This window comes from Litchfieldella rifensis (assembly GCF_042646605.1).
Classification (GTDB): Bacteria; Pseudomonadota; Gammaproteobacteria; order Pseudomonadales; family Halomonadaceae; genus Litchfieldella; species Litchfieldella rifensis.
Genome location: NZ_JBHRUG010000019.1, coordinates 100,117 through 115,333 on the forward strand (window position 1 = coordinate 100,117; position 15,217 = coordinate 115,333).

Consider the following 15,217-nt stretch of genomic DNA (forward strand, 5'->3'; position numbering starts at 1 on the left):
GTTTTCAGGCAAAACAGGTTTCATTTGCAGGTATTTAAGAGGAACCAAGATGAGCGGACGTATCGTACAAATCATCGGCGCGGTGATTGACGTAGAGTTTCCGCGGGACTCCGTGCCCAAGGTCTACGACGCGCTGAAAGTCTCGCAGGGCGAGACGATTCTGGAAGTCCAGCAGCAGCTGGGAGATGGCGTGGTGCGTGCCATCGCCATGGGCTCCACCGAGGGCCTGAAGCGCGGCCTCGAGGTCGTGGATACCGAAGCCCCCATTTCCGTGCCGGTCGGCAAGGAAACCCTGGGCCGGATCATGAACGTGCTCGGCGAGCCGATCGACGAAGCCGGCGAGATTGGTGAACAGGAGCGCATGCCGATCCACCGCCAGGCGCCGACCTATGCCGATCAGGCAGCCACCAACGAACTGCTCGAAACAGGCATCAAGGTCATCGATCTGGTGTGCCCGTTCGCCAAGGGCGGCAAGGTCGGCCTGTTTGGTGGTGCCGGGGTGGGCAAGACCGTCAACATGATGGAGCTGATCCGTAACATCGCCACCGAGCATAGCGGTTACTCGGTGTTTGCCGGTGTCGGTGAACGTACCCGTGAGGGTAACGATTTCTACTACGAAATGCAGGAGTCGAACGTTCTCGACAAGGTCTCGCTGGTGTACGGGCAGATGAACGAACCGCCCGGCAACCGCTTGCGTGTGGCCCTGACCGGGTTGACCATCGCCGAGAAGTTCCGTGACGAAGGCCGTGACGTGTTGTTGTTCATCGACAACATCTACCGTTACACCCTGGCGGGGACCGAGGTGTCGGCACTGCTGGGTCGCATGCCGTCGGCGGTGGGGTATCAGCCGACACTGGCCGCGGAGATGGGCGTATTGCAGGAGCGCATCACTTCCACCAAGACCGGCTCGATCACTTCCGTACAGGCCGTTTACGTGCCCGCGGACGACTTGACCGACCCGTCGCCGGCGACCACCTTCGCCCACCTGGATGCCACCGTGGTACTGGCGCGTTCGATCGCCGAGCTGGGCATCTACCCGGCCATCGATCCGCTGGATTCCACCTCGCGCCAGCTGGATCCGCTGGTGGTCGGGGAAGAGCACTACAACACCGCGCGTGGGGTGCAGAACGTTCTGCAGCGCTACAAGGAACTCAAGGACATCATCGCGATCCTGGGTATGGACGAGCTGTCTGATGAGGATAAGCTGTCCGTCAACCGGGCGCGCAAGATCCAGCGCTTCCTGTCGCAGCCGTTCTTCGTCGCCGAGGTCTTCACCGGCTCCTCCGGCAAGTACGTGTCGTTGAAAGAAACCATCCGTGGTTTCCAGGGCATCTTGAACGGCGATTACGACGAGCTGCCGGAGCAGGCCTTCTACATGGTGGGAACGATCGACGAAGCCGTCGAGAAAGCCAATTCCATGCAGTAAGGCCGTCCACCCAGAGGGGACATAGCTATGGCGAAAAGCTTCAAGTGCGAGATCGTCAGTGCCGAGGCGTCGATCTTCTCGGGCGAGGTCGAGCAGGTCATCGCGGCCGGAGTGATGGGGGATCTGGGGATACTCCCGGGGCATGCCCCGTTGCTGACCGAACTCCAGCCGGGCCCGGTTCGGGTCATCCACGATGGTGGCGAGGAAGAAAACTACTATGTCACGGGTGGCTTCCTCGAAGTCCAGCCTGACCTGGTTTCGGTCCTGGCCGACACCGCCGTGCGCGCCGCGGACCTCGACGAGGCAGCTGCCGAGGAAGCCCGGCAGCATGCGCTGAGAGAAATCAACGACTCATCCGCGGAAATCGACTACGGCCGGGCGGCGGCGGAGCTCGCCGAGGCGGTGGCGCAGTTGCGCACCATCCAGCAATTGCGCAAGAAGGCAGGCAAGGGCTGAGTCGATCGACTTGACTGGCTGCGTAAGCGCCCCTTGGAGTCATTCAAGGGGCGTTTTTTGTCACGCGTCCCCGTGGCTCGAGGGCAGACCTTGGCCGTCGTGGAAGCGTCAAAAGGATGCCCATGTCATTGAATGAAACCCTGAGTGAACAGAAGGCCATATTGGTGTCGGCCGTGGAGAAGAACGACACCGATGTGCTGGATGCATTGCTGCCCGAGTTGCGTGCCGCGGATATCGCCGAAGTCCTCGAGGAGATTGCCGAGGAGGATGACGATACCCCCACCGTCTTCGCCTTGCTCAATCTGCTGTCGCTCGAGCGTCGTGCCAATGTGTTCGGTTACCTGCCGGCGGAATTGCAGGGTGAATTGACCGAATCGATGTCCGACGAGACGCTGCTCGCGCTGTTCGAGGAAATGGGAGCCGACGAGCGCGCCGACCTCTTCAACCTGCTCGACGAGGATCGCCGCGAAGGCTTGTTGCGCCGCATGGCGCGTCAGGAACGCGAAGACATCAAGCGGCTGGCCAGCTACGAGGAAGGCACCGCCGGGTCGGTGATGACCTCCGACTACGTGGCCATTCCCAGCGGCATGACGGTGTCCCAGGCGATGATGCGGGTCCGCCAGACGGCACCGGATGCCGAGACGGTCTATCAGATCTATATCGTGGACCATGAAGGGTGTCTTGCCGGCACGCTATCGCTTCGCCAACTGATGGTGGCGCGTCCCGGCGCCAGGGTCGACGACCTGATGATCAAGGACGTGATCAGGGCGCGTGTCGATGATCCCCAGGAAGAGGTGGCACGGCTGGTGGCGCGCTATGACCTGCTGGCGGTGCCGGTGATCGATGCCGAGGAGCGTCTGGTGGGAATCGTGACCCACGATGATGCCATGGACGTGGCCGAATCGGAGGCTACCGAAGATATCCACAAGGGGATGTCGATCGGCCAGCTGGGAGACGGGGTCAGCCGGGTGCCGCTGTGGAGTCTGTATCGCAAGCGCATCGTGTGGCTGGTACTGCTGGTGTTCGCCAACCTGTTTTCCGGGGCCGGCATCGCCTATTTCGAGGATCTCATCACGGGCCAGGTGGCGCTGGTGTTCTTCCTGCCGCTGTTGATCGGTAGCGGGGGCAATGCCGGTGCCCAGGCCGCGACACTGATGGTACGCGGCATGGCGACCGGGGATGTGGGGGTCAAGGACTGGGGCAAGCTGCTGGGGCGCGAGCTGCTGGTGGCCGGCTCGCTGGGCGCGACGATGGCGATCGCCGTGGCACCGATCGGGGTGTTGCGCGGCGGTGAAGCGGTCGCCATGGTGGTGGCCATGAGCATGGTGACCATCGTGCTGTTCGGCAGCTTGCTGGGGATGTGCCTGCCCTTCCTGCTCGATCGGCTGGGCTGGGATCCGGCCACGGCCTCGGCACCACTGGTGACGACGCTGATCGACGCCTCTGGCGTGTTGATCTATTTCAGCATCGCCACGGCGATCCTCAGCGGGCTCTGAGCGACTATCCGGTCCGCCTGAGGCGACATGCCCCCTGCTACCCGACGGCTTTGCCCCAATCGGGTGGGCAGGCGGACAGCATCGGCAAAGATGTGTATGCTCTTTGCGGCCAGTCGAGGGAGACGCCGCGCAGGCGTGTGACTGGCGCTGGTCCTGCCCGTTCCAGGGTGGCATTGAATGTTCCGGCTAATGGGGAAACCTCCAATGGATTGGCTCCAGGTTTTTGTTCTTTCCGTCGTGCAGGGCGTTACCGAGTTCCTGCCGATTTCCAGCTCCGCCCATCTGATTCTGGTACCCGAACTCACTGCCTGGCCCGATCAGGGGCTGGCCTTCGATGTGGCGTTGCACGTGGGCACGCTGCTGGCGGTGGTAGTGTATTTTCGTCGCGATCTGGCACGCATGTGTGTCAGTTGGATCGCTTCCCTGCGCGGACGCCCCACCGACGAAGATGGCCGCCTGGCCTGGTGGGTGCTGCTGGCGACCATTCCGGTGGGGCTGATGGGGCTGCTGTTTCACGACATCATCGCGATCGGCATGCGATCTCCCTTGATACTGGCCGGCAGCCTGATCGGCTTCGGCCTGCTGTTGAGCTATGCCGACTGGGGCAAGAGAGGGTATCGGAGCGAGTATCAACTGACCTTGAAAGATGCCCTGCTGATCGGTTTCGCCCAGGCGCTGGCGCTGATTCCCGGCACCTCGCGTTCGGGCATCACCATCACGGCGGCGCTGCTGCTGGGCATGAGCCGCGAGGGGGCGGCACGTTTCTCCTTCCTGCTGTCGATTCCGGTGATCGTGCTGGCCGGGGGGCTCGAGGCCTGTACCCTGGTGCTCGACCCGAGGGTCGTCGACTGGCCGGCGCTGGTAAGCGGGACGCTGTTGTCGGGGATCAGCGCCTTCCTGTGCATTCATTACTTCCTGGCCTTCATCAAGCGCATCGGTATGCAGCCCTTCGTGGTCTATCGGGTGGTCTTCGGGCTGTGGTTATTGTGGTTCTTCTGGTAGGCCCGATGTGGGAGACTCGATCCATGATCACGCTTCGTAGCTTGTCAGCATGGGCAATGCTGGCGCTTCTGGCATTGCTGGCGGGGTGTTCGGATAGCGATCCTGAACTCGATTCGCCGGTACGCATGGAAGGCGATATCTTCGGGACCTTCTACCAGGTCACCATCGCCGAGCCGCTGACCAGGGAGCGCGCCAGCACCCTGGAAGCGGGCTTCGGCCAGGTACTCGAAGAGGTCGATGCCTCGATGTCCACCTACCGGGAGGACTCGGAACTGATGGCCTTCAACGAGGCGCCGATAGGCGAATGGCAGCCCCTGTCCGGGGAGCTGATCGAGGTGTTGGCGATCAGCCAGGCGGTGTCCAGGGCCAGTGGGGGTGCCTTCGATATCACTGTCGGGGGGCTGGTCAACCTGTGGAGCTTTGGTCCCGAGGCCCGGCCTCGGGAAATTCCCGGGGCCGCGGAGCTGAAAGCGCGACTCGCCGAGGTCGGTCATGGCAAGCTGGAACTGGATGTGGAGAAGCGGCGCGCGCGACGCCTCAGTGATATCTTCGTGGATCTGTCTGGCGTCGCCAAGGGGTATGCTACCGATAAGGTGGCGGCCTATCTCGACGCCCAGGGCATTGAACATTATTTGATCAATATAGGTGGCGAGCTGATCGTCAGGGGCTATCGTGATGGAGACGAGAGCCCGTGGCGCATCGGTGTCGAAGTCCCCGATGGCAGGCGCCGGGTCGCCCAGCATATCCTGCCGCTACACGATATCTCGGTGGCGACCTCGGGCGATTACCGCAACTATTTCGAGGAGGACGGCCAGCGTTTCTCGCACACCATCGATCCTCGCACTGGCTACCCGGTCCGCCATTCACTGGCCTCGGTGACTGTGGTCCACGAGTCCAATGCCTGGGCCGATGCCTGGGCCACGGCGCTGCTAGTGATGGGGCCGGAGAAAGCCATGGCGTTGGCTCGTGAACGGGACCTCCGGATACTGACCCTGGTACGCGACGGCGAAGGCTGGGCTAGCCAGGCCAGCCCGGCCTTCGTCGACTTCTTCGGTAAGGCGGCGCTGGCCGAGACGGGCATCGCGTTGCCCGATGACGAAACGAACAGTGACAGATACAAGGAGTCATGATGACGCTCGATGTGGTGATTCTGGCAGCCGGGCAAGGCAAGCGGATGCGCTCGAACAAGCCCAAGGTGCTGCATCGGCTGGCTGGCAAGCCGATGGTGCGTCATGTGATCGACACGGCGTCGCAACTGGGTGCCGATCGCCTGCATGTGGTGGTGGGACATGGTGGCGACCAGGTTCGCGTGGCGCTGGGGGATTGCCCCGCGCATTTCGCCGTGCAGGAGGAACAGAAGGGCACCGGCCACGCCGTGTCCCAAGCGCTGGGCGCCTTGGGCCACGACAAGGTGCTGGTGCTGTACGGCGATGTCCCGCTGATTCGACGCGATACGCTGGCGGCGCTGCTGGCGAAGGTCGACGAACGGCACATGGGGCTGTTGACCGTGACCCTCGACGACCCCGACGGTTATGGGCGCATCCTGCGCAATGGCGAAGGCCAGGTGGTGGCCATCGTCGAACACAAGGACGCCAGCGGTGCCGAACGCGCGGTGCGCGAGTGCAACACCGGGATCATGGCCATGACCGCTGCCCAGCTCAAGCGCTGGCTGCCGCAGCTCTCGGCCGACAATGCCCAGGGCGAGTACTACCTGACCGATGTGATCGCCATGGCCGCCGCCGAAGGGGTGATCATCGCTACCGCCCAGCCGTCGAGCCCGCTGGAAGTGGAAGGGGTCAACGACCGCACTCAGATGGCGAGTCTCGAACGTGCCTACCAACTCACGATCGCCGAACGACTGATGGACGACGGCGTGGCCCTGGCCGATCCCGCGCGCCTGGATGTGCGCGGTACCCTGACCTGCGGTCATGACGTCGAGATCGACGTCGGTTGTGTCTTCGAAGGCGAGGTGGAGCTGGGCGAAGGCGTGCGCATCGGCCCTTACTGCGTGATTCGCGACAGCCATATCGGTGCGGAGAGCGTGGTCGAGGCCCATTGCGTGGTCGAGGGCGCGGTGGCGGCCGGATTCAATCGTATCGGCCCCTTTGCCCGGTTGCGTCCCGGCTCGCGACTGTCGGTACGCGCCAAGGTCGGCAATTTCGTCGAGACCAAGAACGCCGAGGTCGGCGAGGGCAGCAAGATCAACCACCTGAGTTATGTCGGCGATGCTCGCCTGGGGCGGGAGGTGAACGTCGGTGCCGGCACCATCACCTGCAATTACGACGGCGCCAACAAGCATCACACCGAGATCGGCGACGAGGTCTTCATCGGCTCCAATACCGCCCTCGTCGCGCCGGTGACCGTGGGACGAGGCGCGACCGTGGGGGCTGGCTCGACCATCAGCAAGGATGTCGCCGACGGTGCGCTGGCGGTGGCGCGCGGGCGTCAGATAAGCAAGGCCGACTGGCCGAGACCGCGCAAGAGCTCGGCCAAGGACCAATAAAGGAGAGATCGGCATGTGTGGAATCGTGGGAGCGGTCGCCGAGCGTAACGTTCAGGGCATTCTGCTCGAGGGATTGCGGCGCCTCGAGTATCGCGGCTATGACTCGGCGGGCATGGCGGTACTCTCGGCGGATGCCCGCCTCAATCGTCAGCGCACCATGGGCAAGGTCGCCGCGCTGGATGCACGGCTCAAGGAGGGCCCGCTCAATGGCAGCGTGGGCATTGCGCATACCCGGTGGGCGACCCATGGGCGCCCCAGCGAGGGCAATGCCCACCCCCACCAGTCCGGTGACAGTCTGGCCGTGGTGCACAACGGCATCATCGAGAACTTCGAGAGTCTCAAGGCCGAACTCGAGGGCCAGGGCTATGTCTTCACCTCGGAGACCGACACCGAAGTCGTCGCCCATCTGCTGGCTCGCGAATTTACCCGTCACCGGGACCTGTTGATGGCCGTGCAGCGGGTGCTGGCCATGCTGGACGGTGCCTATGCGCTGGGTGTGGTGCACAAGGACGAGCCGGGCGTGGTGATCGGGGCACGCAAGGGCAGTCCACTGGTGGTCGGGGTCGGCATCGAGGAAGCCTTTCTGGCCTCCGACCCACTGGCGCTGTTGCAGGTCACCGACCGCTTCATCTATCTCAAGGAAGGCGACGTGGTGCGCCTGTCGCAGAAAGGGACGGTCGAGATCTTCGACCATCGCGGTGCGATGGCGGAGCGTCCGGTGCAGGTCTTCGAGCATGGCGATGGCGCTGCCAGCAAGGGCGAGTATCGCCACTTCATGCTCAAGGAGATCCATGAGCAGCCACAGGTGATCGCGGCGACGCTGGAAGGGCGCCTGAGCGAGCGCGGGGTGCTGGTCAAGAGTTTCGGGGCCAACGCCGAGGTGCTGTTCTCGCGGGCCAAACAGGTCCATATCGTCGCCTGCGGTACCAGCTATCATGCCGGCATGGTGGCGCGTTACTGGCTGGAGCGCTACGCCGGCCTTCCCACCCAGGTGGAAGTGGCCTCCGAATACCGCTACCGGCAGGTGGTCGTGCCCGAGGGCACGCTGTTCGTGACGTTGTCACAGTCCGGCGAGACCGCCGATACCTTGGCCGCATTGCGCTTTGCTCAGCACAGCGGCTATCTGGGCAGCCTGGCGATCTGCAACGTACCGGGAAGCTCGCTGGTGCGCGAATCCGATCTCACGCTGATGACCCAGGCCGGTCCCGAGATCGGCGTGGCCTCCACCAAGGCCTTTACCACCCAGTTGACGGCGCTGCTGCTTTTCACCCTCGCGCTGGGCAAGCAGCGGGGCATGGAGGAGGCGCGTCAGACGGCGATCATCACGGCGCTGCGTGGCTTGCCCACGCTGCTCAGCCAGGTGCTGGCGCTGGATGGGCAGATCGAAACGCTGTCGGCGGCCTTCGCCGAGAAACACCATGCCCTGTTCCTGGGGCGTGGCGCGCATTTCCCCATCGCCCTGGAGGGCGCGCTCAAGCTCAAGGAAATCTCCTATATCCACGCCGAAGCCTATCCGGCGGGGGAACTCAAGCACGGTCCCCTGGCGCTGGTCGACAGCGAAATGCCGGTCATCTCGGTCGCGCCCAACGATGAGCTGCTCGACAAGCTCAAGTCGAATCTCCAGGAGGTGCGGGCGCGTGGCGGAGAATTGTTCGTGTTCGCCGATGAGCAGGTGGCGATCAATGCGGAGGAAGGCGTGCATATCCTGCGCTTGCCGCATGTCGACGAGGCGCTGACGCCGATCCTCTACACCTTGCCGCTGCAACTGCTGTCCTACCATGTGGCGGTGCTCAAGGGCACCGACGTGGACCAGCCCCGCAACCTGGCCAAATCGGTGACGGTGGAGTAGGCGGTGAAGCAAGGGCTACACCCGGGGAGGAGCTGATGGCCAGGCTCCACCTGGGCCTGGCCATGTGGGCCAACAGTGACTGGCGCGGTGGCCTCTATGCCCCCCATGGTGGCCAGGAGGGACGGCTCGCTGACTATGCTCGGGTGTTCAGCGCCGTCGAGGGCAACACCACCTTCTACAGCGGGGCGCCGCGTGCCGAGACGGTCGCCGCCTGGGCGCACCAGGCGCCGCGGTCGTTTCGTTTCTGCTTCAAGTTACCGGCTAACCTGACCCACGAAAGGCGCCTGATCGGTATCGAGGCCGAATTCGAGGCCTTCTTCGAACGGCTGGCACCGCTGCACGACCGCATGGGCCCCACCATGGTGCAATTGCCGCGCGATTTTGGTGAACAGGAATTGCCGCAGTTGGATCGGCTGCTGACACGCTGGCCTGACGAATTCCCCTGTGCGGTGGAGGTGCGACACAGTGAATTTTTCCACAAGGGGAAGGTCGAGGTTGCACTCAACCGCCTGTTGATAAGTCATGGTGTGGATCGAGTGATGCTCGATGTCCGTCCCTTGTTCGCCACGGCGGCGAACGGCGATCCTCGTCTGCTCAAGGCACAGGGGGAAAAGCCAAAACGCCCATTACACGTGATTTCCACGGGCGATCACCCGCTGGTACGATTCATCGGCCATCTGGACGATGACCTCAACGATGCCTATTTCACCCCGTGGATCGAACGGCTCATCTTGTGGATAAAACAGGGGAAAACCCCTTTTCTCTTTGTGCACACGCCGGACAATCGGCAGGCTCCCGAATTGGCGCGACGTTTCCATGCCAGGCTCGCCCGGCAGTATGCCTTGCCGTCACTCGCTGCCTTTGCCGGTGAAGCGCAGTCCACACTGTTTTGAGTGCCGCCTGACGTACGAAAAGGGACGGAAGGCGCTCGGTTTCCCCTAGCCATCAAGCGTATGATCGGATAGTTTTACCGCTCAGATACCGGCTACCCATCGATTTTCCTGAAATGTAACGGCAACATCGTCGTTTCCGGAACAAAACGGCCGGTATTCCGCTTCTCCCACGGCACCGAACGAACCGGGTACCGGCGGAGGAGTCGCTGGCAGCGATCCTGCCTGGATCCTGTCATGTCTTGATGGCGTCCTGTGACCCAGGATGCCAAGGGCGTGGCAACAACAAGCACAAGCCGCCATCGCATCCGACCGATCGTTGGCGACACGCAATCCAAGGTGAAACATGTCCAAACTCTCCCACGCACAATGGTCATCCCGGCTGACCTTCATCCTCGCCGCTACCGGTTCCGCGGTCGGCCTGGGCAATATCTGGAAATTTCCTTATATGGTGGGCGACAGTGGCGGCGCCGCTTTCGTACTCGTCTACCTGCTCTGTATCGCCCTGATCGGTCTACCGATCCTGATCGCCGAGTGGCTGATCGGCCGGCGGGGCCAGAAGAATCCCATCAATACCATGGCCGAACTGGCCGAGCAGTCGGGGCATAACCGTGCCTGGGTGCTGGTGGGCGTCAGCGGCGTCCTGGGGGCCTTCCTGATCCTGTCGTTCTATAGCGTGATCGGTGGCTGGTCGCTGTCCTATACGCTGAGCTCGGTGACCGGTGCCTTCAGCGGCCAGGACGCTGAGGGTGTCAACGCCCTGTTCAACAGCCTGCTGGCCAGCCCCGGGATCCTGCTGTTGTGGCATTCGGCCTTCATGCTGCTGGTGATCGGCATCGTTGCCCGGGGGGTGACCAAGGGCCTGGAAGGGGCGGTGCGTACCCTGATGCCGGCGCTGGGGGTCCTGCTGCTGGTGCTGGTGGGTTACGGTATCGCCTCCGGCTATTTCGGCGAGACGCTGGCCTTCATGTTCAACCCCGACCTGGGGGCTCTGAGCGGCGGCGTGGTGCTGGCGGCCATGGGCCAGGCCTTCTTCACCCTGTCACTGGGCATGGGCATCATGATGGCCTACGGCTCCTACCTGGGGGAGGACGTGAATCTGCTCGCCACCGCGCGTACCGTGATCATCCTGGATACCCTGGTGGCGCTGGTCTCCGGCCTGGCGATCTTTCCCATCGTCTTCGCCAATGGCCTGGATGCCGGTGAAGGACCGGGGCTGATCTTCGTCACCCTGCCGCTGGCCTTCGGCAACATGACCGGCGGGACTATCCTCGGGCTGATGTTCTTCCTGCTGCTGACCTTCGCCGCCCTGACATCGGCGATCTCGCTGCTCGAGCCGGTGGTGGAGTTCGTCGAGGAACGCACTCCGCTGTCGCGAGGGGGCGCCACGCTGGTGGCCGGGATCGCCACTTGGGCGCTGGGTATCGCCGCGCTGCTGTCGTTCAACGTGTGGAGCGAGGTGTCGATCGTCGGGCTGAGTATCTTCGATTTCCTGGATACCCTGACCAGCAAGTTCCTGTTGCCCTTGACTGGCCTCGCCGCCATCGTCTTCGTCGCCTGGTGCCTGGACCGCCAGAGTGTCCGTCAGGAGCTGGCACTGGGTAGCACCGGTGAGATGTTATGGAACGCCACGGCACGCTATATTGCGCCGATCGGTGTGATCATCGTGTTTATCGGCAGTCTGTAATAAGCGCCGAATGACCTTCCGAGCCCCGGCGATCCCCGGGGCTCATTCGCTGGCGGATCCGCAACGCTCGCTTGGCGCCGCTTCGATCGCTATTGCATCAGTTCATCGTCGAACCCGGCGATGTCCCGCTCCAGCTGCTTGAATTCGTTGTGTAGCTCGATGCCGCGCCGGGCCCTCAGATAACGCACGGCAGCACTCTTCTGGCGTTGCTTGTGTTCGGCCACTTCCATGCTCATGAAGATGTCGAGAAGTTCGTTCTTGACGGAGGACACCTGTTCGACATTACGCATGATCGACTCTCCTGGCTTACGGTGAACGTATCGGGTTCCTGCAGTTGTTACGACACGTCACTACTTACTATAACCCACTTGACAGAATGATGACGACGTGGGTGACAACGCTTATCTCACTCAAGATGTGACAATCGACCGGCCAAGTGGGGCATACTGTGCGCATCGATTGCCTCGGATCGGGCCGAAGCATCGGCCATTGAAGAAGTGTGCGTTATGCAACCAATTGCAAAATATGTGACGAAGAGCCGCGCGATAGCGCAAGAGACATGCCGTCAAGGAGCGAGCCGTGAGCCGTGCCCTATTCGATGAGTTAAGAGGCCGCATGGAGCACTTTCGTCGCTCCGAACAGAAGGTGGCGCGCTTCGTGCTGCGGAATCCCGACGAAGTCATTCATATGCGCATCGTCGACCTGGCCACCGAAGCCAAGGTCAGCGAACCCACCGTGGTACGCTTCTGCCGGGCATTGGGCTGCAATGGTTTCCAGGACTTCAAGCTCCGGCTCGCCCAGATGCTGGCCAGCGGCAGCCAGTTTGCCCAGTTCTCGATGAACGATAGCGACAGCGTCGCCGAGTTCTCCCACAGCATCTTCGACTCCACCGTGGGGACCCTGCTGTCGGTGCGTGACCGTCTCGACAACGATGCCCTGGGCAAGGCCGTCAACGCGCTGGCCATGGCCAACCGGGTCGAGTTCTACGGCTTCGGTGCCTCGGGGGCCGTGGCCTTCGACGCCCAGCACAAGTTCTTCCGCCTGCAGATTTCCACCTCCGCCTACTCCGACCCGCACATGCAGAACATGTCGGCGGTGACGCTGAAGCAGGGCGATGTGGTGGTGGCGATCTCCCAGACCGGCCGTACCCGGGCCCTGGTGGCCAGCGTGCGCCTGGCTCGTGAGGCCGGTGCCACGGTGATCGGCCTGTGTCCCAGCGATTCGCCGCTGGCCGAAGAGGTCACCTTGCCGCTGTACATCGATGTGCATGAGGATACCGAGATCTATACCCCGATGAGCTCGCGCATCGCGCATCTGGTGCTGATCGACGTGCTGGCGGTAGGGGTGGCCAAGACCCGTGGCCCCAAGCTTGCCGAGCAGTTGAAGGCGGTGAAGAAGAGCCTCAATCCGTTGCGTTTTCCGGAGCCGGAGGGCAAGACATAGACTTGTAGCTACGGGCTACGGGCTACGGGCTACGGGCTACGGGCTACGGGCTACGGGCTACGGATATAAGCACTGCGCGGAAAGTTCTCCATCGTGGCGCTTATTGCTCGCAGCTCGGAGCGTGTTGCCAGCCCCGCTGGCGGGGCCGATATGTTAAGCTAATCGTCCATTTTTCTACCTCTAGTGCCTGCCTGCTATGGACGACGTCACGGCGATTCTCGATCATCTCAACCCCGCGCAGCGCGAGGCGGTCAGCGCCCCCCAAGGCAACATGCTGGTACTGGCAGGGGCCGGTTCCGGCAAGACCCGGGTACTGGTGCATCGCATCGCCTGGCTGCTGCAGACCGAGGGGCTGTCGCCCTATGCCATCCTCGCCGTGACCTTCACCAACAAGGCCGCCCGCGAGATGCGCACCCGTCTGGAGGCGCTGTTGGGCCTGTCGTTACGCAACATGTGGGTAGGCACCTTCCACTCCATTGCCCACCGCCTGCTGCGTACCCACTGGCAGGACGCCCGTCTGCCGCAGCATTTCCAGATCATCGACAGCGACGACCAGTTGCGCCTGATCAAGCGCCTGCTCAAGGATCATCGGATCGACGACGAGCGCTTCCCACCGCGCCAGGTGCAGTACTTCATCTCCGGCTGCAAGGAAGAGGGCCTGCGTCCGCATCAGGTAGATGCCCATGGCGACACCTACATGACGCAGATGGTCGAGCTCTACGAGCGCTACCAGCTGACCTGCGAGCGAGGCGGACTGGTCGACTTCGGCGAGTTGCTGCTCAGGAGTCTCGAACTGCTGCGCGACAACCCGGCGCTGCTGACCCATTATCGCGAGCGCTTCGCCCATGTGCTGGTCGACGAGTTCCAGGATACCAACACCCTGCAGTATGCCTGGCTGAAGCTGCTCACCGGCGACCAGGCCGGGATGACGGTGGTCGGCGACGATGACCAGTCGATCTACGGTTGGCGCGGTGCTCGGGTCGAGAATATCCGTCGTTTCGAGCAGGAATTCCGTGATACCCGAACCGTGCGCCTGGAGCAGAACTATCGCTCCACCAGCGCCATTCTCGACGCCGCCAATGCGCTGATCACCCACAATGCCGGTCGCATGGGCAAGGAATTGTGGACCGACGGCGAGCGCGGCGAACCGATCTCGGTGTATGCCGGCTTCAATGATCTCGACGAAGCGCGCTTCATCGTCGATACCATCCAGGAGAAGGTCGACGAAGGCTTCACACGCCGCGAGATCGCCATTCTCTACCGCTCCAATGCGCAGTCGCGGGTGCTCGAGGAGACCCTGATCCGTCAGGGCGTACCCTATCGCATCTACGGCGGCCAGCGTTTCTACGAGCGCCTGGAGATCAAGAATGCCCTGGCCTACCTGCGGCTGCTGCTCAATCGCGAGGACGACGCCTCGCTGGAGCGGGTGATCAACGTACCGGCACGGGGCATCGGCACGCGGACGGTGGAGATCCTGCGCGAGCACGCCCGCCGCGCCAATGTTTCGCTATGGCAGGCGCTGCATGACTGTCTGGCAGACGCCACCCTCAAGGGGCGTGCCGGCAACGCCGTCCAGGCTTTCTCCGACCTGATCGAGCGCCTCGACAACGACACCGCCGGCATGTCGCTACATGAGATCATCGGCCACGTGAATCAGGTCTCGGGATTGATCGAGCACCACCGCAGCGAAAAGGGGGAAAAGGGCCAGGCCAGGGTCGAGAACCTCGAGGAACTGGTCAATGCCGCGCGTGCCTTCACCCTGGGCGATGCCCTGGATCCTCCCGAGGTCGGCGAGGGCGCCGCGGCGCTGGAGCCGTTCCTGGCCGAGGCGGCCCTGAACGCCGGCGATCACGAGGCCGATGAATTCGAAGACGGCGTGCAATTGATGACCCTGCATTCGGCCAAGGGGCTGGAATTTCCGGTGGTCTTCATCGCCGGTGTGGAAGAGGGCCTGTTCCCGCACAAGATGTCGCTGGAGGAGCCCGGGCGTCTCGAAGAGGAACGGCGCCTGTGCTACGTGGGCGTGACCCGCGCTATGCGCAAGCTGTACCTCACCTATGCCGAGCTGCGGCGACTGCATGGCAAGGAGACCTTTCAGCGGCCGTCGCGCTTCCTGCGCGAGTTGCCCGAGGAGTTGCTCGAGGAAGTGCGCCTGCGCGGTCAGATCTCGCGGCCGGTGACCGCCACCCGACCGGGGACCGGACTGTCGCGCCAGACGTCGGTCAACGGCGGCGGCGATCTGCCATCGTTGTCGCTGGGCCAGCGGGTCAGTCACCCGCTGTTCGGGGAAGGGGTGATCCTCAATGCCGAGGGGGAAGGCGAGCGGGCCCGGGTGCAAGTCAGCTTCGAGGGCGAAGGCGACAAGTGGCTGGTGCTGGGCTTTGCCAAGCTGACGCCGCTATAGGTGCTAGTTGACGTCAACGTCAGGAACGTTGGCGGCGACGCTTGCCGGACAAATCACCCCT

At 63.1% G+C, this 15,217-nt stretch carries 12 protein-coding genes; 11 read left to right on the forward strand and 1 reads right to left on the reverse strand.

Annotation, left to right across the window (positions count from 1 at the left end; translation table 11 throughout):
• The first annotated feature begins 49 nt into the window (after nucleotides 1-49).
• From atpD to ACFOEV_RS09845, 9 genes are all read left to right on the forward strand, one after another.
• Entirely contained in the window at nucleotides 50-1,426 is a 1,377-nt protein-coding gene (gene atpD, locus ACFOEV_RS09805) for a F0F1 ATP synthase subunit beta (protein ID WP_386773354.1), read from the forward strand.
• A gap of 27 nt (nucleotides 1,427-1,453) precedes the next feature.
• Nucleotides 1,454-1,882, forward strand: coding sequence for a F0F1 ATP synthase subunit epsilon (locus ACFOEV_RS09810; RefSeq protein WP_386773356.1), 429 nt, complete (start codon nucleotides 1,454-1,456; stop codon nucleotides 1,880-1,882).
• Between the two features lie 122 nt (nucleotides 1,883-2,004).
• Nucleotides 2,005-3,378 (forward strand): magnesium transporter, encoded by a 1,374-nt coding sequence (gene mgtE / locus ACFOEV_RS09815; RefSeq protein WP_386773358.1) that lies wholly within the window; start codon nucleotides 2,005-2,007, stop codon nucleotides 3,376-3,378.
• 204 nt (nucleotides 3,379-3,582) lie between these two features.
• On the forward strand, nucleotides 3,583-4,380 hold the full coding sequence (locus ACFOEV_RS09820) for an undecaprenyl-diphosphate phosphatase (RefSeq protein ID WP_386773360.1): 798 nt from the start codon (nucleotides 3,583-3,585) through the stop codon (nucleotides 4,378-4,380).
• Between the two features lie 23 nt (nucleotides 4,381-4,403).
• A complete protein-coding gene (locus ACFOEV_RS09825; protein WP_386773362.1) occupies nucleotides 4,404-5,510 on the forward strand; it encodes an FAD:protein FMN transferase in 1,107 nt (368 codons plus the stop codon).
• Nucleotides 5,510-6,883 carry a bifunctional UDP-N-acetylglucosamine diphosphorylase/glucosamine-1-phosphate N-acetyltransferase GlmU gene (glmU, locus tag ACFOEV_RS09830; protein ID WP_386773870.1) on the forward strand — a complete coding sequence of 458 codons (1,374 nt, stop codon included), beginning with the start codon at nucleotides 5,510-5,512 and terminating at the stop codon, nucleotides 6,881-6,883. Before ACFOEV_RS09825 ends, glmU begins: the two co-directional genes overlap by 1 nt.
• 13 nt (nucleotides 6,884-6,896) lie before the next feature.
• Complete coding sequence (glmS, locus tag ACFOEV_RS09835; protein WP_386773363.1) at nucleotides 6,897-8,732, forward strand: glutamine--fructose-6-phosphate transaminase (isomerizing); 1,836 nt, start codon at nucleotides 6,897-6,899, stop codon at nucleotides 8,730-8,732.
• Nucleotides 8,733-8,767: 35 nt separating this feature from the next.
• A complete protein-coding gene (locus ACFOEV_RS09840; RefSeq protein ID WP_386773365.1) occupies nucleotides 8,768-9,625 on the forward strand; it encodes a DUF72 domain-containing protein in 858 nt (285 codons plus the stop codon).
• A 343-nt stretch (nucleotides 9,626-9,968) separates the two neighbouring features.
• Nucleotides 9,969-11,309, forward strand: a complete 1,341-nt coding sequence (locus ACFOEV_RS09845) for a sodium-dependent transporter (protein WP_386773367.1) — start codon at nucleotides 9,969-9,971, stop codon at nucleotides 11,307-11,309.
• Between the two features lie 89 nt (nucleotides 11,310-11,398).
• Here the strand turns inward: ACFOEV_RS09845 and ACFOEV_RS09850 are convergent, their stop codons facing one another.
• The gene (locus tag ACFOEV_RS09850) at nucleotides 11,399-11,599 is read right to left on the reverse strand and encodes a PA3496 family putative envelope integrity protein (protein ID WP_386773370.1); all 201 of its coding nucleotides are present in this window, start codon (nucleotides 11,597-11,599) and stop codon (nucleotides 11,399-11,401) included.
• Nucleotides 11,600-11,888: 289 nt separating this feature from the next.
• On the opposite strand from ACFOEV_RS09850, the gene hexR reads away from it, so the two are divergent.
• Both hexR and uvrD read left to right on the forward strand, forming a co-directional pair.
• The gene (hexR, locus tag ACFOEV_RS09855) at nucleotides 11,889-12,752 is read left to right on the forward strand and encodes a transcriptional regulator HexR (RefSeq protein ID WP_386773372.1); all 864 of its coding nucleotides are present in this window, start codon (nucleotides 11,889-11,891) and stop codon (nucleotides 12,750-12,752) included.
• Between the two features lie 196 nt (nucleotides 12,753-12,948).
• Complete coding sequence (gene uvrD / locus ACFOEV_RS09860; RefSeq protein WP_386773374.1) at nucleotides 12,949-15,156, forward strand: DNA helicase II; 2,208 nt, start codon at nucleotides 12,949-12,951, stop codon at nucleotides 15,154-15,156.
• Nucleotides 15,157-15,217: the final 61 nt, after the last annotated feature.